Here is an 18425-nt window from a genome sequence, read left to right on the forward strand (position 1 = left end):
CAGGGAGCCGAAGCGGTCACCCTGAGCGATGCATGAGAGAAGCTCGGGGTGAGGTGCGTTGGCCGTTCCTACCGCGCGGCGATCAGGCGACGCAATCAGAAGTGACGCGGGTCACGCGAGGGGATCGAATTGCGCCATTTCTGCGGCCGGTTACCTCAGAGGAACCTCAAGCCACGGCGGGCGAGGAGGGCGCCCTTCACCTGGGCCGACGCCACCTCTCCGTCGCGTTCCGTGACGACCGGGGCGCTGCCACCTGTGTCCGGATCCCGACCGTGCCGCTCCCCCTCGCGGCGGCCGGATGAATTGACCCTCCAGGGCACCGGGGCCTCGCGGCCCTTCCTCCACTCCACGGCCTTCGGGGGGCGCGCAGCGCCCCCCGAAGGGTGATCGGTGACGGGCGATCAGTCCGGATCCTTGTTGCAGCAGTGGGCGACGCTGCTCGTCAGGCTGGAGACGCCGGCACTGTACGCGGCGACGGTCGGCCGCATCGACTGAAGCTTGAGGACTGCCATGTGGTTCACCTCCCGTGTGATCGGCGTGCGTTCATGAAACGCCCTGGGCCCGGTCCGGCACATGGGAGATCGCCCCCCATCATTCGCGGGCCAGGCCCGTACGAACATGGCGGGGGATGTCCCGCGCCTCACCGTCCGGAGCGCAGGACGCGGAGGACGAACGCGGGGGCGAGGAGCCACTCGGGCCGGCGGGCGAGGCCGGCGACCTCGTTGAAGCGGCGGGTGACCGTGTCGTCGTGCTGGGCGGCGCGGGTGACGCGATCCACGTACCGGTTGAGCACGTCGGTTCCCGGCGGCTTCTTCCCGGTGGTGCCCGCGTAGGCGAAGTCGCCGCCGACGGCGATGGACCACGGGACGGCCACCGTGCGGGCGGCGGCGCGGAAGTACCGGCGGGCGAAGTGGCGGTCGACCCTCCCCGTGTGGTCGAGGCAGGCTCCGAGGACCGTCGCCTGCTGGGCCGCGGAGGTCATGCCCTGCCCGTAGATCGGGTTGAAACTGCTGACGGCGTCGCCGGCCGGCACCCAGCCCACGGGGAAACGCCGCAACCGTTCCACGTGGCGCCGCTGGTTGGACGCGAATCGGTAGGCCACCGGCTCGGTGAGCGGTTCGCAGGCGGCCATGAGGTCCGCGATGACCGGCGAGCCCAGGGAGCGGGCGAAGGCCACTCGCTCCGCCTCGTCGGTCGGCGGCACCTCGCCGTTGATGCCGACCAGGGCCACGATCCACCGGGCGCCCTCCAGCGGGAGGGCCATCGCGAGCCGCCGCGTCGCGGGGTCCCCGATCACCGCGGCCGCCTTCCAGTCCGGAGCCGTCGCCTCGTCGCGGCGGTAGATCCGGCTCGCGTAGTGGGTGTCCACGGTGACCACGGACAGGGGCGGTTCGGGGAATCCCAGTTCCCTGAGCCAGCCCAGGCTCCGTGCCTGCCGCCCGGTGGCGTCGACCATCAGATCGCAGCCGAGGGTGGGCTGTCCGGCGAGCCGGACACCGGTGATCCGGGTGCCCGTGGCGTCGGCCTCCAGCCCTTCGACCGTGGTCCGGTCGCGCAGGGTGACGGAGGGGAGCGCGGCGAGGCGCTCTCGCACCGTGGTCTCGAGGAGCGGCCGCGACATGGCCGGGCCGCGGAGCTCGGACTCCGGTCTGGTCAGCACGCCGCCGCTCTGGTGCCAGTAGAAGTCCCGGCAGACGTCGAACTCGGTCGCTCCGCCGTCGTACAACTGCTTGACGATGCCCGGGAACCAGCCCTCCAGAAGCTCCGCCCCCGCGTACAGCAGGAGGTGGGGCTGGCGGCCTTGGGGCACGTGGGGGCGCCGGCGGGGCTCGTCCGGGAGGGGGTCGCGGTCGATCACGACCACCTGGTCGAAGCGTTCCGACAGAACGCGCGCGGCGCACAGTCCGGCCATGCTCGCGCCGACCACGACGGCCGTCTCCGCCACGCGGCGGGGGACACCACGACTCATGCGCACTCCTACGCTGCGGTCCCCCGCTTCCCCCTCGTGATTGTCCCACCGGGCGGACGAACATTCCCGCCGGCCGAATCAGGGGCGCAGGCCGCTCAGCGTGACCTCGACGAGGCGGTGGACGGCGGCTTCGGAGGGCAGGCCGCCGGCGGCCGCGAGGGCGTGGAGGCAGTAGGCCGCCAGCTCGTCCGCGGAGACGTCCGTGCGGACGTCTCCGGTCTCGGCGGCCTCGGTGACCAGGTCACGGACGAGGTCCGTGAGGTGCTGCTGGATGGGGGCGAGGTGCTCGCCCCGGTGCACGAGGGCCGCGATCTCGCTGCCGCGCGGGCGCTTGTGGGTGATGAGTGCGTAGGCGTGCAGGACGGCCGCGAGCCGCTCTCCGGGGGTGTCCGCCTGGTCGCGGACGTGGGCGAGGCGTTCGAGGTGGGCGCCGACGTGGCGTTCGTGCCAGGCGACCAGGATCGACTCGACGTCCGGGAAGTACTTGTACAGCGTCGCGCGCCCGATGCCGGTCTCCTTGGCGATCTGCGACATCGTCACCGACGCGAGTCCGTGCTCGGCCACCAGCGCCGCGGTGGTCTCCAGGGTCGCGTCGCGCACCGCGCGGCGGTGCGCGTCGATCGTCTCGTTCCACAGCTTCGGCACGTTGCCAGGATACGCAGCGGCGCGACCGCGACACGATGACTTGACGGAGACAATGTGTCTCGATAAAGCTGTCGACATGCCCACCGCCGAAGCACGCATCCCGACCGGCCGCGCGAGCCGCTACCTCGTCCAGCTCTGCCGGCACGCCGGTCACATGAGCGGCGGCCCGCGGCAGCACATGACGCACCACAGGGCGCCCGAGATCCGGCACGTCGACTGGTCCGACACCGAGGGGACCGTCCGGTTCGCCGACGGCCGGTGGACCCTGAAGGCCACCCCGGACACCCTCACGCTCCACGTCGAGGCGGACGACGAGGACACCTTGCGGAGGCTCCAGGACGGCATCGCCGGGCGCATCGAGAAGATCGGCCGGCGCGAGGGGCTGACCGTGACCTGGCACCACGCCACCCCGGAATCCGTCGACGCCTCCGACTCACCCTCACCCGCCCCCTGCCGCGGCCGAGGCCGCGGCCGGGGCCGAGGCCGGGGCCGCGGCCGCGGCAGGACGGTCGTCCTGGCGGCAGCCGTGGTGCTGATCGTCGCCCTGCACCTGGGGCTCGGCGGGGCCGCCCTGGCCTCCCTCTCATGGACGGGCTGGACCGTCGGCGCCGTCCTGCTCGCCGTCCTGCTGAAGGTCGCTGTCGGTCATCTCGTCGTCCGCCGGGCCCGAGCCCACACCCTTCAGCGGCACGCCGCCACGGGCGTCACGCTGAGCACACCCGCGAGCGGCACGTCCACGGACTGACCCGACGCGCGCAGCCGGACCGCGCCCTCGGTGCCGGGCCGCAGCGCCCCGCACCAGGTGCCCGACGAGGTGGCGACCTCCACCAGCCCGGCGGACCGCCCGGACTCCTGCTCCGGCTCCGGCCACCAGGCGGCCGTGGCGGCGGCCGCCGTCAGGGCCACGGCGACGAAGGTGAGCCCGATGCCCACCCGTAGCCGCCGCGCGGCCGCCGCGTCACCGTCCGTCCCCGGGGCACCGAACAGCGGCCAGGCGGTTCGCGCCACCAGATAGGTCGCCGCACAGGCGACGGCCAGCGCGAGCAGGACGAGCACGCCCGCCACCGCCTCCACGGTCCTCGGGGCCGACGTCCCGCCCCCGCTCTTGAGCGCCCCGCACAGCCCCACGAACCCCAGCACGGCCAGCTGCAGGGTCAGCCACCCGCGCGCCGACGCCTGAAGTCCACCACCGCCTGAGCCGTCACCGTTCATTCCGTCAGCATGCGGGACGGACGGCAGGGTACGCGGGCACGACGCGCGCGGGCGCCCCGTCGGGAGGAGACTGAAGACGTGGCGCGGTCGGTGACCGGGGGGCGAGGAGCTCCCATGGACGTCACTGCACTGGACACCCTGCGCGAGACGCTGCGCGGCGAGGTCGTCGGACCGCAGGACGGGGACGCCTACGACGACGCCCGCGCGGTCTACAACGCGATGATCGACCGTCGGCCCGCCGCGGTCGCGCGCTGCGCGGACGTCACGGACGTCAGAGCGGCGCTGAGGTTCGCCCGCGAGAACGAGCTGGACATCGCCGTACGCGGCGGTGGCCACAGCGGTGGCGGGCTCTGCGTCGCCGACGACGCCCTGACCGTCGATCTCTCACGCATGCGCTGGGTACGGGTCGACCCCGAGGCCCGAACCGCGCAGGTCGGCGGCGGGTCACAGCTCGGGGACCTCGATCACGAGGCGCACGGCTTCGGCCTGGCCACCCCCGCCGGGGTCATGTCGACCACGGGCGTGGGCGGGCTCACGCTCGGCGGCGGGCACGGGTATCTGACCCGCGCCCACGGGCTGACCATCGACAACCTGCTCGCCGCGGACGTGGTGCTCGCCGACGGCTCGCTCGTCACGGCGTCGGCCGACGAGCACCCCGAGCTGTTCTGGGCACTGCGGGGCGGCGGCGGCAACTTCGGGGTGGTCACCTCGTTCACGTACCGACTGCATCCGGTGGACACCGTCGGTCTGGGCGTGACCGTGTGGGACCCCGAGCACATCGGTGACGTCCTGCGCTGGTACCGGGAGTTCCTGCCGTCCGCGCCACCGGAGCTGTACGGCTTCTTCGCGACACTCGTCATCGCCCCCGAGCCGCCGTTCCCCGAGGAGCTGTACGGGCGGAAGATGTGCGGCGTGGTGTGGTGCTACTCCGGCAAGGCGGACGACGTCCGGCTCGCGGAGGTCTTCGCCCCGGTGAACGCGCCGGCGCGGCCGGCCTTCCACTTCGCGACGCCGATCCCGTACCCGGCACAGCAGGCGATGTTCGACCACCTGATCCCGAAGGGTCTGCAGTGGTACTGGCGCGGTGACTTCTTCGACCGAATCGCGGACGAATCGATCGACGTGCACGCGACGTACCTGGAGAACATCCCCACCGAGCTGTCGACGATGCACCTCTACCCGGTCGACGGCGCCGCGCACCAGGCGGGCCCCATGGACACGGCCTGGGCGTACCGGGACGCCGTCTGGTCCGGGGTGATCGGCGGGATCAGCCCCGATCCGGCCGACGCGGAGCGGATCCGCCAGTGGTGCGTGGAGTACTGGGAGGAGCTGCACCCGCACTCGATGGGCGGCGCGTACGTCAACTTCCTCGGCGCGGGCGAGAGCGAGGAGCGGGTCAAGGCCACGTATCGGGGCCACTACGACCGGCTGGCGCTGATCAAGCGCACGTACGACCCCGACAACGTCTTCCACCACACCCAGAACATCGCCCCCGCGCCGGAGGGTTAGGCGACCGGCGCTGACCATGGCGGCGGCGATCAGCGCGGACGACCGGCGCCCCCGGCCGGATCGGGTGGCACGTGGGACCGTGGCCTTCTGCCCGCCGGCGGAGTCGGAGCTGATGCTCGGCCTGCGGGTCGAACGCGACTACGAACCGCTCTTCACCATGCTCAGCCAGAGCTTCGGCCGCGTCCCCGCACGGGACGGCCCCTGGCCGAAGATCAGCGCGGTACAGCGGGATCTGGTCGCGATCGGTCACCATCGCGGGCCGTCGCCTGCTTCTCGATCAGCTAGGCACCCGCGCCGAGGAGTTCGTGGAGCACGGCGCGGGTGAGCCAGGCGCGGTAGCGGTCCGGGGGCCAGCCGCGGTGGCGGCGCAGGAGCTGGTGCATGTGGGGGGAGGCCAGCGCGTAGAGGATGTCGGCGGCGTCCGCCGCGTCCAGGCCGGGGCGGAGCGCGGAGCGGGCGGCCAGAGCCGTGGTGAGGGAGAGATGGACTCCGTGGGTGGCGGCGGCGCCGGCCTCCGTCGCGGCCCGCATGTCCGGGTCGGCTCCGGCCGCCTCCACGCTGACCATGATCAGGTCGCCGGCGCGGTCCAGGAGATCGGCGGCGTACACGACCATGGCGGTGACCGCTTCCGCCGGATCACCCTCCTCCCGCAGGGCCCGGATCTCGGGCCGGTCGGCGACGGCGACCGCGTCCTCGTTGCCGACGGTCGCGACACCGAGCGTGTGGCCGAACAGCTCGACCTTGGTCGGGAAGACGTCGTACAAGGTCCGCTCCCCCACTCCCGCCTCCGCCGCGACCTCCTTCATCCGCGTCCCCGTGTACCCCTTCTCCACGAACAGCCGCGCGGCCGCCTCCCGTATACGGGCGCGGGTCCGCGCCGCCGATTCCGCCCGCTTCGACGACCTGTACCGCCTCTTGACGTCCTCGCCCATGAGGAGGAGTGTAAGAGAAATTAACCGCAGTCGCACTGTGGTGAAATCGGCGGCATCGAGGAGGCGCTCACCATGCCGGAACTCGCCGGAATCCACCATGTGAAGATCCCCGTCACCGAACTCCCTCGGGCCGTGGAGTGGTACGGCCGCGTGTTCGGGTTCAAGCCCGTGATCGAGTTCCCGGATGCGGACGGCACCGTGCGCGGGGTCGCGGGCGAGATGCCGGGCCTCGGCACCACCCTGGTCGGCTTCCGTGAGAACGCCGAGGCGGCCCGAGGCTGCCAGGGCTTCGACCCGGTCGGCTTCGCCCTCCAGGACCGCGAGGACGTGGTCGCCTGGGCGGCGCACCTCGACGCACTGGAGATTCCGCACTCGCCCGTCATCGAGGCGTCCATCGGCTGGCTGCTGGTCTTCAACGACCCCGACGGACTCGAACTCCACCTCTACACATGGGCCGCGCACGGCGTGGACCACTCGTCGCGCCCCGGCTACGGCCGCCTGATCAGCTCACCAGGTGCACCGCCAGGCCTGTGATCAGCGCGCTCGACGCGAGCGCCGTCGCGAGCCGGCCGCGCGGACCCGTCAGGCCCCGGCCGAGGAGCGCGCCCCCTGAGGCCAGGAAGAGCTGCCAGCTGGCGGAGGCCGCCAGGGCCGCCGCGACGAAGGCCGTCCGGTCGAGCGGGGTGGCCGGGCCGGACGGGCCGGTGGCCAGGATCAGGGCCGCGAAGTAGATCACGGTCATGGGGTTCAGGATCGTGATGCCCAGGAACGTGAGGTAGGCGCGGAAGGGGCCGAGCGGGCCGTCACCGTCGTCACGCGACGTCAGGTTCCGTACGCGATAGGCCTGTACCGCCGTCCACGCCGAGCGGACCGCCAGGCCCACGAGGACCACCGCCGAGACCCAGCGCAGCGGGACCATGAACGGGGCGAGGAGCGGCACAAGGGCCGAGCCGCCGAGGACGGCCACCAGGGCGTACACGCCGTCCGCCGTCGCGACCCCGAGGGCCGCGCCCGCTCCCGTACGCCAGCTCGTGCGCGCCGTGACCGCCACCAGGTAGGCGCCGACCGCGCCGACCGGGATCGCGATGCCGTAACCGGCCAGCAGGCCGGCCACCACCGCGGCCGTCACGCGACGGACGGGATCGCGCCTCCGGGGGAGCCGGGCTGCTGCTGTCGGCGGTAGCTCGCGCCGTCCTTCGTCCGGGCCAGGCGGCCGTCGGTCACGAGGTAGCGGCGCAGGGCCGGGAAGTCCTCGTGGACGCTGAGCAGCGCTTCGTTGACCTCGCGCTCGCTGTAGGAGCGGTCCGGCTCGAAGAGCGTCTCGGCCAGATGGGCGAGGAGCTGGGCACGGCGCGGGGCCCGTCGCGGGATCGCCTTCAGGCGTCCTTCGGCGGAGAACAGGTCCGCCACGGGGCCGGGCATCGGATGGGAGGTCATGCGCGGAAGCGTGGCGCGCCCGGCCTCGAACCCGCAACGAGTTTTCCGGGGCGACCGTCAGCGCGTGTCCACGTGCACCGCTTCGTAGATCTTCGGCTGGACGCTCCGGGGGAATCCGGCCTCCTCGAAGATGGGCGTCGCCTTCTCCACGAACTTCTCGAACGCCTCCCCCGACTCCCAGAGGTCCACCACGAGCCAGCCGTTGTCCCCCGGGGCGCCCGCGTGGGAGATGAAGCCGTCGGCCTGCCACCACGGGGCGGAGTGGATCTTCCTCCAGCTCTCCTCGTACTGCTCCTTCGTGACGCCCGGCATTTCGATGACGACGATGATCGCCATGGTGGTACCTGCTCTCTGATCCGCGGGGACGGGGATGCGGTACCCCTCAGTCGAACAGCGGCGGAGGAGCACCGCACCGCGACCGCGGCCAACCGGACGACGTCCCCACCCCTCAGCGGTAGATGAGCAGTTCCTGTTCCGTCGCGCCCGTCAGTGCGTAGCGGGTGCGGACCAGCGGGCGGCCCGCGTAGAGACGGATCAGGGTCGCCGCGTCGCCCTCGTACCGGGCCGGCGGGCGGCCCTCGATCGCGTTCCCGAGGTCCACGGGCGCGGGGCGGCCGTCCAGGACGCCCACCAGCCGGGGGGTGTCCCGTCTGCGGCTGGTGACCTCCAGGAGCGGGAGGGCGAGCTCCAGGCTCGCCCCGCAGTACGCGCCGGGTTCGCCGAAGGCCTCCCGTACGTCTCCGGCGTGGACCCACTCCCCCAGCGCGACGGCGTCCAGCGTGCCGTCGTCCGTCTCCGCGATCACCGGGCCGGCCTCCGAGAAGCCGCGCTCCAGCTCGTCGAGGATCCGGCCGAGCGGCCAGGACTCCCGCTCGGCGACGTCGGCCGCGTTGGCCTCGGGCAGGAAGACGCCCTCCTCCAGGCGGCCTTCGACGATCCGGACGAGGGCCGCCGCGCAGTGGGCGAGCACCTGCCGGGCCGTCCAGCCCGGGCAGGCGGTGCGCAGCTCGAAGGAGGCCTCCGGGGTGCGGCGCAGCAGGGGCATCAGCGCGTCCCGTTCCGTCCGCAGCAGCCGGTCCGGGAGCCACGGGTCACGCGGGTCGGCGGCACACATCAGTAGCGGTAGTGGTCCGGCTTGTACGGACCCTCGACGTCGACGCCGATGTACGCCGCCTGCTCGGGACGCAGGGTCGTGAGCTTCACACCCAGCGCGTCGAGGTGGAGACGGGCGACCTTCTCGTCCAGGTGCTTGGGCAGCACGTACACATCGGTCGGGTACTGCTCCGGCTTGGTGAACAGCTCGATCTGGGCCAGGGTCTGGTCCGCGAACGAGTTCGACATCACGAAGGACGGATGCCCCGTCGCATTGCCCAGGTTCAGCAGCCGGCCCTCCGACAGCACGATGACCACCTTGCCGTCGGCGAAGGTCCAGGTGTGCACCTGCGGCTTCACCTCGTCCTTCACGACCCCCGGGATCCGCGCCAGGCCCGCCATGTCGATCTCGTTGTCGAAGTGACCGATGTTCCCCACGATCGCCTGGTGCTTCATCCTGGCGATGTCCGACGCCATGATGATGTCCTTGTTCCCGGTCGTCGTGATGAAGATATCGGCCGTCTCCACGACATCGTCCAGCGTCGCGACCTGGTAGCCGTCCATCGCCGCCTGCAGCGCACAGATCGGGTCGATCTCGGTGACGATCACACGCGCGCCCTGGCCACGCAGCGACTCCGCACAGCCCTTGCCGACATCGCCGTACCCGAACACGACCGCCGTCTTCCCACCGATCAGGACGTCCGTGGCACGGTTGATGCCGTCGATCAACGAGTGACGGCAGCCGTACTTGTTGTCGAACTTCGACTTCGTCACGGCGTCGTTCACATTGATCGCCGGGAACAGCAGCCCGCCCTCGCGGTGCATCTCGTACAGGCGGTGGACACCGGTCGTGGTCTCCTCCGTCACGCCCCGGATCTCGGACGCGAGCGCGGACCAGTCGAGCGTCGTCCTCGCCAACAGCTCCAGGATCACGCGGTGTTCGTCGTTGTCGGCCGTCGACGGGTCCGGCACCTCGCCGGCCTTCTGGTACTCCACGCCTTTGTGGACCAGGAGCGTGGCGTCACCGCCGTCGTCCAGGATCATGTTCGGGCCGCCGGTGGGCGTGTTCGGCCAGGTCAGCGCCTGCTCCGTGCACCACCAGTACTCCTCCAGGGTCTCGCCCTTCCAGGCGAAGACCGGAATGCCTGCGGCGGCGATCGCGGCGGCCGCGTGGTCCTGCGTCGAGTAGATGTTGCAGGACACCCAGCGCACCTGGGCGCCCAGCGCGACCAGCGTCTCGATGAGGACGGCGGTCTGCACCGTCATGTGCAGCGAGCCCGTGATCCGGGCGCCGGCCAGCGGCTGGGCGGCGGCGTACTCGCGGCGGATCGCCATCAGGCCGGGCATCTCGTGCTCGGCGAGGGTGATCTCCTTGCGGCCGAACTCCGCGAGCGAGAGGTCGGCGACCTTGAAGTCCGTGAATTCAGCGGACACTGAGACTCCTTGAGTTCTGGATCGTGCGATGCATGTCGAGGGCGCCCGCGTCACCGCCGGCCTCCCGCGTTGAAGTAGCTCGCCTCCGGGTGGTGGACGACGAACGCGTCCGTCGACTGCTCGGGGTGCAGCTGGTACTCCTCCGAGAGCCGGACCCCGATCCGCTCCGGCCGCAGCAGGTCGGCGATCTTCGCCCGGTCCTCCAGGTCCGGGCAGGCCGGGTAGCCGAGCGAGTACCGGCAGCCCTGGTACTCGGTGCGCAGCATCCCCTCGATGTCAGCGGGCTCCGATGCGCCCGCGATGCCCCACTCCCCGCGCACCCGCGCGTGCCGGCACTCGGCCAGGGCCTCGGCCAACTGCACCGACAGGCCGTGCAGTTCGAGGTAGTCGCGGTAGCGGTCGGCGGCGAAGAGCCTCGCCGTCTCCTCGCCGATCCGGGAGCCGACCGTCACTACCTGGAGGGCGAGGACGTCGACCTCCCCGGAGTCCTCGGCGCGGAAGAAGTCGGCCAGGCAGAGGCGGCGGCCCCGCTGTTGGCGGGGGAAGGAGAAGCGGGTCCGCTCGCCTCCGTCCTCGTCCAGGACGATCAGGTCCTCGCCCTTGGACACACAGGGGAAGTAGCCGTACACGACGGCCGCTTCGAGGAGCTGGTCGGTCTGGAGCCGGTCCAGCCAGCCGCGCAGCCGCGGCCGGCCCTCCGACTCGATCGTCCCGGCGTCCCTGAGGCCCCACTGGCCCTTGAACAGGGCGCCCTCGTCGAGCCAGGAGGCGTAATCGGCGAGCTGGATGCCCTTGACGACCCGGGTGCCGAGGAACGGCGGTTCCGGTACGGGGTTGTCGGTGGCCACGTCCGAGCGGCCGGCCGGCTCTGGCTCCCGCACGTCGAGGACGGGCGTCTCCCGCTTCGGCACCCGGCGCTGCTTCAGCTCCGGGAGTACGGCTCCGGGCACGCCCCGCTTGACCGCCATCAGCGCGTCCATCAGACGCAGGCCCTCGAAGGCGTCCCGCGCGTAGCGCACCTCGCCCTCGTACAGCTCGTGCAGGTCCTGCTCGACGTACGCCCTGGTCAGGGCGGCGCCTCCGAGGATCACCGGGAACTTCGGGGCCAGCCCGCGGCCGTTCAGCTCCTCCAGGTTCTCCTTCATGATCACCGTGGACTTGACCAGGAGCCCGGACATGCCGATGACGTCGGCCCGGTGCTCCTCGGCGGCCTCCAGGATGGCCGACACCGGCTGCTTGATGCCGATGTTGACGACGTTGTAGCCGTTGTTGGACAGGATGATGTCGACGAGGTTCTTCCCGATGTCGTGGACGTCGCCCCGGACGGTCGCGAGGACGATCGTGCCCTTGCCCTCGGCGCCCTCGACCTTCTCCATGTGCGGCTCCAGATACGCCACGGCCGTCTTCATGACCTCGGCGGACTGGAGCACGAACGGCAGCTGCATCTGCCCGGAGCCGAACAGCTCGCCGACCGTCTTCATCCCGCCCAGCAGGATGTCGTTGACGATCTCCAGCGCGGGACGGCCGGCCAGCGCGGCGTCCAGATCCGCCTCCAGGCCGTTCTTCTCGCCGTCGACGATCCGCCGCTTCAGCCGCTCCTCCAGCGGCAGCGCGAGCAGCTCCTCGGCCTTCCCGGCCTTCAGGGACATCGCCGTCGCGCCCTCGAAGAGCTCCAACAGCCTCTGCAGCGGGTCGTAACCCTCCCGCCGCCGGTCGTAGACGAGATCGAGCGCGACCTCGACCTGCTCCGGCTCCAGACGGGCGATCGGCAGGATCTTCGACGCGTGCACGATCGCCGAGTCGAGACCGGCCTTCACACACTCGTCGAGGAAGACCGAGTTCAGCACGATCCGCGCCGCCGGGTTCAGCCCGAAGGAGATGTTCGACAGGCCGAGCGTCGTCTGGACGTCCGGGTGGCGGCGCTTGAGCTCCCGGATCGCCTCGATGGTGTGGATGCCGTCGCGCCGGGACTCCTCCTGGCCCGTGCAGATGGTGAAGGTGAGGGTGTCGATCAGGATGTCGGACTCCCTGATGCCCCACGTCCCGGTCAGATCGGCGATGATCCGCTCCGCGACGGCGACCTTCGCCTCCACCGTCCGGGCCTGGCCCTCCTCGTCGATCGTCAGCGCCATCAGCGCGGCCCCGTGCTCCTTCGCGAGCGCCGTGACCTGCGCGAACCTCGACTCCGGCCCGTCGCCGTCCTCGTAGTTGACCGAGTTGATCACCGCCCGGCCGCCGAGCTTCTCCAGACCGGCGCGCAGCACCGGCACCTCCGTGGAGTCGAGCACGATCGGGAGGGTGGAGGCCGTCGCGAACCGGCCCGCCAGCTCGGCCATGTCGGCCGCCCCGTCCCGGCCCACGTAGTCCACGCACAGGTCGAGCATGTGCGCGCCCTCGCGGATCTGGTCGCGGGCCATCTCCACACAGTCGTCCCAGCGGCCCTCCAGCATCGCCTCGCGGAACTTCTTCGAGCCGTTGGCGTTGGTCCGCTCCCCGATCGCCAGATACGACGTGTCCTGGCGGAAGGGGACATGGCTGTAGAGCGACGAGGCGCCCGGCTCCGCGACCGGAGTGCGCGCCGGGACGGCCGCGCCCCGGACCCGCTCGACGATCTCGCGCAGATGCTCCGGGGTCGTACCGCAGCAGCCGCCGACGAGCGCGGGGCCGTACTCCCGTACGAAACGCTCCTGGGCATCGGCCAGTTCGGCCGGCGACAGCGGATAGTGGGCGCCGTCGGAGGTGAGGACCGGAAGGCCCGCGTTCGGCATCACGGAGACCGGGATCCCCGCGTGCCGCGACAGATACCGCAGGTGCTCGGCCATCTCGGCAGGGCCGGTGGCGCAGTTCAGGCCGATCATGTCGATGCCGAGCGGCTCCAGGGCGGTGAGCGCCGCCCCGATCTCCGAGCCGAGCAGCATGGTGCCGGTGGTCTCCACCGTCACCTGCACGATCAGCGGCAGGTCGAGGCCGCACCACTCCAGGGCCCGGCGGGCGCCGATGACGGCCGCCTTCGTCTGGAGCAGGTCCTGCGAGGTCTCGATCAGCAGGGCGTCGGCGCCGCCCCTGATCAGGCCTTCGGCGTTCTGCCGGTACGCCTCGCGCAGCGGCTCGTACGTGATGTGGCCGAGCGTCGGCAGCTTCGTCCCCGGGCCCATGGAACCGAGGACCCAGCGGGGCCGGCCGTCGGCGGCCGTGTGGGCGTCGGCGGTGGTACGGGCGATCCGGGCGCCGGCCTCGGACAGCTCGTAGACCCGGTTCTCGATCCCGTACTCCCCCAGCGCCGCCAGGTTGGCGCCGAAGGTGTTGGTCTCGACGCAGTCCACGCCGACGGAGAAGTAGGCGTCGTGGACGGAGGCGACGATGTCGGGCCGGGTGACGTTCAGGATCTCGTTGCAGCCCTCCAGGCCCGTGAAGTCGTCCATCGTCGGGTCGGCGGCCTGGAGCATGGTGCCCATCGCCCCGTCGGCGACCACGACCCGCGTGGCGAACTCCTCCCGCAGCGAGCGCCTCGTGATCGCGCTCATGACAGCCCCCTCAGATGGGTGAGGAGCGAGGCCGTGCACCCGACGCCGTACGTCGTCCTGATCCGGTCCAGGAGGGAGTCCCGGTGCAGGCGGTACTCCTGCGTGCCCACGTAGTCGAGGACGGTCGCGGCGACCGCGCAGCCCAGCTGCGCCGCGCACCGCTCCGGCACGCCCCACGCCGTCCCGGCGAGGAACCCGGCACGGAACGCGTCCCCGACCCCGGTCGGGTCGACGACCCCGGGCATCTCCACCGCCGGCACGGCCAGCGGCTCGCGGCCCTCCCCTCGGATCCGGACGCCCGCCGCGCCGTGCGTGGTGACCCATGTCCCCACCCGGCGCAGGATCTCCGCCTCCGACCAGCCCGACCTCTCGCCGAGCAACGCCGTCTCGTACTCGTTGGTGAACAGCCATCGCGCCCCGTCCACCAGCTCCCGCACCTCCTCCCGGCCGAGCCGCGCCAGCTGCTGCGAGGGGTCGGCGGCGAACGGGACCCCCAGCTCGCGGCAGGTGCGGGTGTGCCGGAGCATGGCCTCGGGGTCGTCCGGGGAGACCAGGACCAGGTCCAGACGCCCCGTCCGGGCGACGACCTCCCGCAGGTCGATCTCGCGGGCCTCGGCCATCGCCCCGGCGTAGAAGGTGGCGATCTGGTTCTGCGCCCGGTCGGTCGTACAGACGAACCGGGCGGTGTGGAGCGACGCGCTGACGCGCACCGAGTCGGTGTCCACACCATGGTCCTTGAGCCAGACCCGGTACGGCTCGAAGTCGGCGCCGACCGCGCCCACGAGCACCGGACGCAGCCCGAGGACCCCGAGCCCGAAGGCGATGTTCGCTGCCACTCCGCCGCGCCTGACCTCCAGGTTGTCGGCGAGGAACGACAGGGAGACCCGGTCGAGCCGGTCGGCGAGCAGCTGCTCGCTGAACCAGCCGGGGAAGGTCATCAGATGGTCGGTCGCGATGGATCCCGTGACAGCGATACGCATGGAATCAGACCCCTTCGTCCTTCTGCGCAGCCTTCTTCAGGGCCTCCACGCGGTCCGTGCGCTCCCAGGTGAAGTCCGGGAGCTCGCGGCCGAAGTGGCCGTACGCCGCCGTCTGCGCGTAGATCGGCCGCTTCAGGTCCAGGTCGCGGATGATCGCGGCCGGCCGCAGGTCGAAGACGCTCGACACGGCGTCCTGGATGGCCTCGTCCGGGAGCGTTCCGGTGCCGAAGGTCTCCACGAACAGGCCCACCGGCTCCGCCTTGCCGATCGCGTACGCGACCTGCACCTCGCAGCGCCGGGCGAGACCGGCCGCGACGACGTTCTTGGCGACCCAGCGCATCGCGTACGCGGCGCTGCGGTCCACCTTCGACGGGTCCTTGCCGGAGAACGCGCCGCCGCCGTGGCGGGCCATGCCGCCGTACGTGTCGATGATGATCTTCCGGCCGGTCAGGCCCGCGTCGCCCATCGGGCCGCCGACCTCGAAGCGCCCGGTCGGGTTCACGAGCAGCCGGTAGCCGTCGGACTCCAGGTTGACGCCCTCCTCGGCGAGCGCCTTCAGCTCCGCCTCGACGACGAACTCCCGGATGTCCGGGGCCAGCAGACCCTCCACGCTGATGTCCGCCGCGTGCTGCGACGAGACCACCACCGTGTCCAGGCGGACCGGGCGGTCCCCGTCGTACTCGATGGTGACCTGCGTCTTGCCGTCGGGCCGCAGATACGGGACCGTCCCGTTCTTGCGGACCTCGGTCAGCCGGCGCGCGAGCCGGTGGGCCAGCGCGATCGGCAGCGGCATCAGCTCGGCCGTGTCGTCGCAGGCGTACCCGAACATCAGGCCCTGGTCGCCGGCGCCACCGGTGTCCACGCCCTGGGCGATGTCCGGCGACTGCGCGCCGATGGACACCGAGACACCGCAGGAGGCGCCGTCGAAGCCCTTCATGGAGGAGTCGTAGCCGATGTCGAGGATCGCCTCGCGCACCAGCTTCGCTATCGGCGCGTACGCGGTCGTGGTCACCTCGCCCGCGATGTGCACGAGACCCGTGGTGAGCAGGGTCTCGACCGCGACCCGCGAGCCCGGGTCCTCGGCGAGCAGCGCATCGAGAATGGTGTCGCTGATCCGGTCGGCGATCTTGTCGGGATGTCCCTCGGTCACCGACTCCGAGGTGAACAGGCGGCGGCTGCTGCTGCTCATGCCTGGCCCACCTCCGCACGCGTGCCCGCGAAGAAGTGGGTCTCGATGGCGGCGAGCGTCCGGATCTCGTCGACCTCCAGGGTCTCCATCTGGATGGAGGTGCCGCTCTGCTGCTCCAGCAGGAAGACGAACTCGACGAAGGACAGCGAGTCGATGAGACGGTTCTCGATGAGGTCGAGGTCGGGAGCGATGTCGTTCCGCTCGGGGTGACGGTCCAGGATCCAGTTCTTCACCTGCTGCAGGCCGTCGGCCATGGTGCTTCTCCTTCTCGCTACTGGGTCTCGCTACTGGGTACGGAAGTGGGGGCGATGATGGGGGCGGCCACCGCCACCGCGTAGTCCACGTCGTGGCTGATGGACACGGTGATCTCGGTGATGCCGGACTCGGCGGCCATCACGGCCGCGCTCCGGTGCAGCTCCACGAGCGGCCAGCCGCCCTCGGAGCGCCGTACGACGATGTCCGGCCAGGGCAGGAACCTGCCCCTGACCCGCAGGGTCTTGAAGGCCGCTTCCTTGGCCGCGATCCGTCCGCACAGGCTCAGGACGTCGAGCCCGGTGGAGGTGCGGCAGTCGGCGAGCTCGCCGGGGGTGAGCATCCGCTCGAAGAACGGCTCGCCGTACTCGGCGAGCAGTCGGCGGACACGGTTGACGGACACGATGTCCATGCCGAGGTTCGCCCAGCCCAGGCCGCCCGCCGGCGGGGCGACGGGTCGGGCCGGCACGTCAGATCACCGGCCCGGCCGCGTCCCGTACCGCCCGGGTGGCCGCTTCCCAGCTGCCGTGGCGCCGGGTCAGCGCGGACAGCCAGCGCTCCAGGCCGAAGGCGACACAGCTGGTGAACGCGGGCCCGCCGGTCGACTCCAGCGTGATGGCACACCGCTCGCCGAAGAAGTTGCGGTGCGTGTTGACCGAGGCGATCGCCAGGTCCTCGTACAGGAACTCGTGCTTCACCGGGGTGAGGCGCTGGAGCACCGCCTTGGATCCGCCCTTGTCGAAGAACGGGTCGCAGGCGGCCTCCCGGCGCAGCGGCAGGTCGAGCGCCTCGGCGAAGGAGTGGATACGGGCGGTGAAGTCGGCGAGATGCGTCTCGGCGTGCTCGCGCGCGCCGATGGCGACGATCTCCCGCATACGGAAGCCGAGTTGGCGCCGCATGCCTTCGTAGTGCGTCTCCTTGCGGAAGCACCAGGAGCAGATGGTGACCAGGGTGTCGTCGGCGACCCGCCGGCCCTGGTGGTCGAGGTAGACGGCGTAGCAGGACGCCGAGGGCAGTCCGAGCGCGGCGGGTTCGAGCGCGTCGCACGGAAAGCAGCCGGTGTCGGTGCGGAAGGCGGAGGTCTCGCGGCGCTCCAGGTCGAGCGGGGCGGCGACGACGGCCTGGTGGGGGAAGTTGTCGTAGTAGTCGAGCCGGGCGAGGTCGGCGGCAGGCAGCAGCGGCGGCATGGTCATCGGGCGGGCGCCCGCGGCCACCCCCCAGCTCTCGAAGGTGTCGTCGAGGAGCCGCAGCAGGGCGGTCGCCTCGGGCCCCAGGGACGGCAGGCCCCTGGTCTCCCCGACGTTCGCGGGGGTCGTCACGGTCATGATCGGTGCACCTCTCGGGTGAGGGTGTCGCTCAGACGACGGGCAGGGTGTCGTCGGAGAAGATCCCGGTCTTCAGGAAGAAGGCGAGCGGCTTGCGGATCGCCTTGCGCTCGTACGGGCGGCGGCGCTCGTCGGCGACCAGCGCGTTGCGCAGGGCCAGCGGGTCGGCGACGCCGGCGTCGCGGTAGACGTGGGGGTTGTAGAGGGAGTTGACGCTGTAGACGACGTACCGCTTGAGGTACGCCTCGACCTCCGCGACCCGCTCGGCGGGGACCGCCTCGCGCATCCGGGTGAAGAGCAGCGAGACGAGCTCGCGGCCGAAGGCGATGTGGCGGGACTCGTCCTGGTGGTGGATCCGGTTGACCTCGCGGATGGTGTGGCACAGGGATTCGTCCTGGGCCATCCGCGTGTTGTAGTGGTCGACGAGCTCCTCGAAGAACAGGATGCGGGCGAAGACGAGGAAGTTCTCCACCTCCGGCTCCCAGGCGGAGTCGGCGCGCATCGCGGTGGAGCCGTAGATCTTGTTGCCGTAGCGGCGGCAGAACTCGGCGAAGAACCACATGTGTTCGTTCTCTTCGCCGATGAAGTGGTGGAAGAAGTCCGAGGGGACCTCGAAGCCGGGCATGTGGATACGGCCGACGACCTCGATGAGGAGCTCGCGGATGCCGTGCACGTTGAGGCTGTAGAAGTTGATCGACTCCCACTTCGACAGCTTCTGGATGGTCTCCTCACCCAGCTCGTCGTAGTACGGGGTGCCGTGGACGGTGAGCAGCTCCGGCGTCATCCACAGCTGCTTCTCCTCCAGCCGCTCGGGCCAGTCGAACTGCTGGTACGGGTTGTAGTACTCCTCGATGGAGCGGGAACTGAGCCGCTCCAGGACTTCCATGAACCGGTCGGTGACGGGCAGGGGGGCGCTGACGCCCAT

20 protein-coding genes are annotated in these 18425 nt (G+C 71.2%); 3 read left to right on the plus strand and 17 right to left on the minus strand.

Going from position 1 to position 18425, the window contains the following annotated elements:
* Nucleotides 1–401: 401 nt before the first annotated feature.
* From FDM97_RS36225 to FDM97_RS33305, 3 genes are all read right to left on the minus strand, one after another.
* Complete coding sequence (locus FDM97_RS36225) at nucleotides 402–512, minus strand: class III lanthipeptide (RefSeq protein WP_217510275.1); 111 nt, start codon at nucleotides 510–512, stop codon at nucleotides 402–404.
* A gap of 128 nt (nucleotides 513–640) precedes the next feature.
* On the minus strand, nucleotides 641–1969 hold the full coding sequence (locus tag FDM97_RS33300; protein WP_137994195.1) for an FAD-dependent oxidoreductase: 1329 nt from the start codon (nucleotides 1967–1969) through the stop codon (nucleotides 641–643).
* Nucleotides 1970–2047: 78 nt separating this feature from the next.
* Nucleotides 2048–2614, minus strand: a complete 567-nt coding sequence (locus FDM97_RS33305) for a TetR/AcrR family transcriptional regulator (protein ID WP_137994196.1) — start codon at nucleotides 2612–2614, stop codon at nucleotides 2048–2050.
* Nucleotides 2615–2690: 76 nt separating this feature from the next.
* Here FDM97_RS33305 and FDM97_RS33310 point away from each other — a divergent pair, with 76 nt between their 5' ends.
* On the plus strand, nucleotides 2691–3359 hold the full coding sequence (locus FDM97_RS33310; RefSeq protein WP_175439328.1) for a DUF2218 domain-containing protein: 669 nt from the start codon (nucleotides 2691–2693) through the stop codon (nucleotides 3357–3359).
* Here the strand turns inward: FDM97_RS33310 and FDM97_RS33315 are convergent.
* Complete coding sequence (locus FDM97_RS33315; RefSeq protein ID WP_137994198.1) at nucleotides 3296–3826, minus strand: hypothetical protein; 531 nt, start codon at nucleotides 3824–3826, stop codon at nucleotides 3296–3298. The genes FDM97_RS33310 and FDM97_RS33315 overlap by 64 nt on opposite strands.
* Nucleotides 3827–3940: 114 nt before the next feature.
* Between FDM97_RS33315 and FDM97_RS33320 the strand changes: the two genes are divergently transcribed.
* Entirely contained in the window at nucleotides 3941–5335 is a 1395-nt protein-coding gene (locus FDM97_RS33320) for an FAD-binding oxidoreductase (protein ID WP_137994199.1), read from the plus strand.
* A 281-nt stretch (nucleotides 5336–5616) separates the two neighbouring features.
* Here FDM97_RS33320 and FDM97_RS33330 read toward each other — a convergent pair whose 3' ends face one another.
* Entirely contained in the window at nucleotides 5617–6267 is a 651-nt protein-coding gene (locus tag FDM97_RS33330; RefSeq protein WP_175439329.1) for a TetR/AcrR family transcriptional regulator, read from the minus strand.
* 72 nt (nucleotides 6268–6339) lie between these two features.
* On the opposite strand from FDM97_RS33330, the gene FDM97_RS33335 reads away from it, so the two are divergent.
* The gene (locus tag FDM97_RS33335; protein ID WP_137994201.1) at nucleotides 6340–6801 is read left to right on the plus strand and encodes a VOC family protein; all 462 of its coding nucleotides are present in this window, start codon (nucleotides 6340–6342) and stop codon (nucleotides 6799–6801) included.
* On the opposite strand, the gene FDM97_RS33340 is transcribed toward FDM97_RS33335, so the two are convergent.
* From FDM97_RS33340 to FDM97_RS33395, 12 genes are all read right to left on the minus strand, one after another.
* On the minus strand, nucleotides 6770–7396 hold the full coding sequence (locus FDM97_RS33340) for a LysE/ArgO family amino acid transporter (RefSeq protein ID WP_137994202.1): 627 nt from the start codon (nucleotides 7394–7396) through the stop codon (nucleotides 6770–6772). The two genes, FDM97_RS33335 and FDM97_RS33340, sit on opposite strands and share 32 nt — an antisense overlap.
* Nucleotides 7393–7704 (minus strand): DUF2087 domain-containing protein, encoded by a 312-nt coding sequence (locus FDM97_RS33345; RefSeq protein ID WP_137994203.1) that lies wholly within the window; start codon nucleotides 7702–7704, stop codon nucleotides 7393–7395. Before FDM97_RS33345 ends, FDM97_RS33340 begins: the two co-directional genes overlap by 4 nt.
* A 57-nt stretch (nucleotides 7705–7761) precedes the next feature.
* Nucleotides 7762–8040 (minus strand): hypothetical protein, encoded by a 279-nt coding sequence (locus FDM97_RS33350; RefSeq protein WP_137994204.1) that lies wholly within the window; start codon nucleotides 8038–8040, stop codon nucleotides 7762–7764.
* Between the two features lie 112 nt (nucleotides 8041–8152).
* On the minus strand, nucleotides 8153–8818 hold the full coding sequence (locus FDM97_RS33355) for a maleylpyruvate isomerase family mycothiol-dependent enzyme (protein ID WP_137994205.1): 666 nt from the start codon (nucleotides 8816–8818) through the stop codon (nucleotides 8153–8155).
* The gene (ahcY, locus tag FDM97_RS33360; RefSeq protein ID WP_137994206.1) at nucleotides 8818–10230 is read right to left on the minus strand and encodes an adenosylhomocysteinase; all 1413 of its coding nucleotides are present in this window, start codon (nucleotides 10228–10230) and stop codon (nucleotides 8818–8820) included. Before ahcY ends, FDM97_RS33355 begins: the two co-directional genes overlap by 1 nt.
* 50 nt (nucleotides 10231–10280) lie before the next feature.
* A complete protein-coding gene (gene metH, locus FDM97_RS33365) occupies nucleotides 10281–13754 on the minus strand; it encodes a methionine synthase (RefSeq protein ID WP_137994207.1) in 3474 nt (1157 codons plus the stop codon).
* The gene (locus FDM97_RS33370) at nucleotides 13751–14734 is read right to left on the minus strand and encodes a carbohydrate kinase family protein (protein WP_137994208.1); all 984 of its coding nucleotides are present in this window, start codon (nucleotides 14732–14734) and stop codon (nucleotides 13751–13753) included. Before FDM97_RS33370 ends, metH begins: the two co-directional genes overlap by 4 nt.
* A gap of 4 nt (nucleotides 14735–14738) precedes the next feature.
* Nucleotides 14739–15923 carry a methionine adenosyltransferase gene (gene metK / locus FDM97_RS33375; RefSeq protein WP_137994209.1) on the minus strand — a complete coding sequence of 395 codons (1185 nt, stop codon included), beginning with the start codon at nucleotides 15921–15923 and terminating at the stop codon, nucleotides 14739–14741.
* Complete coding sequence (locus FDM97_RS33380) at nucleotides 15920–16177, minus strand: acyl carrier protein (RefSeq protein WP_137994210.1); 258 nt, start codon at nucleotides 16175–16177, stop codon at nucleotides 15920–15922. The genes metK and FDM97_RS33380 overlap by 4 nt, the downstream gene beginning before the upstream one ends.
* 17 nt (nucleotides 16178–16194) lie before the next feature.
* Entirely contained in the window at nucleotides 16195–16644 is a 450-nt protein-coding gene (gene acpS, locus FDM97_RS33385) for a holo-ACP synthase (protein ID WP_137994211.1), read from the minus strand.
* A 1-nt stretch (nucleotide 16645) separates the two neighbouring features.
* The gene (locus tag FDM97_RS33390; RefSeq protein WP_137994212.1) at nucleotides 16646–17500 is read right to left on the minus strand and encodes a class-II aminoacyl-tRNA synthetase family protein; all 855 of its coding nucleotides are present in this window, start codon (nucleotides 17498–17500) and stop codon (nucleotides 16646–16648) included.
* Between the two features lie 31 nt (nucleotides 17501–17531).
* Nucleotides 17532–18425 carry a diiron oxygenase gene (locus tag FDM97_RS33395; protein ID WP_137994213.1) on the minus strand — a complete coding sequence of 298 codons (894 nt, stop codon included), beginning with the start codon at nucleotides 18423–18425 and terminating at the stop codon, nucleotides 17532–17534.

The sequence above is a fragment of the Streptomyces vilmorinianum genome (assembly GCF_005517195.1).
Classification (GTDB): domain Bacteria; phylum Actinomycetota; class Actinomycetes; order Streptomycetales; family Streptomycetaceae; genus Streptomyces; species Streptomyces vilmorinianum.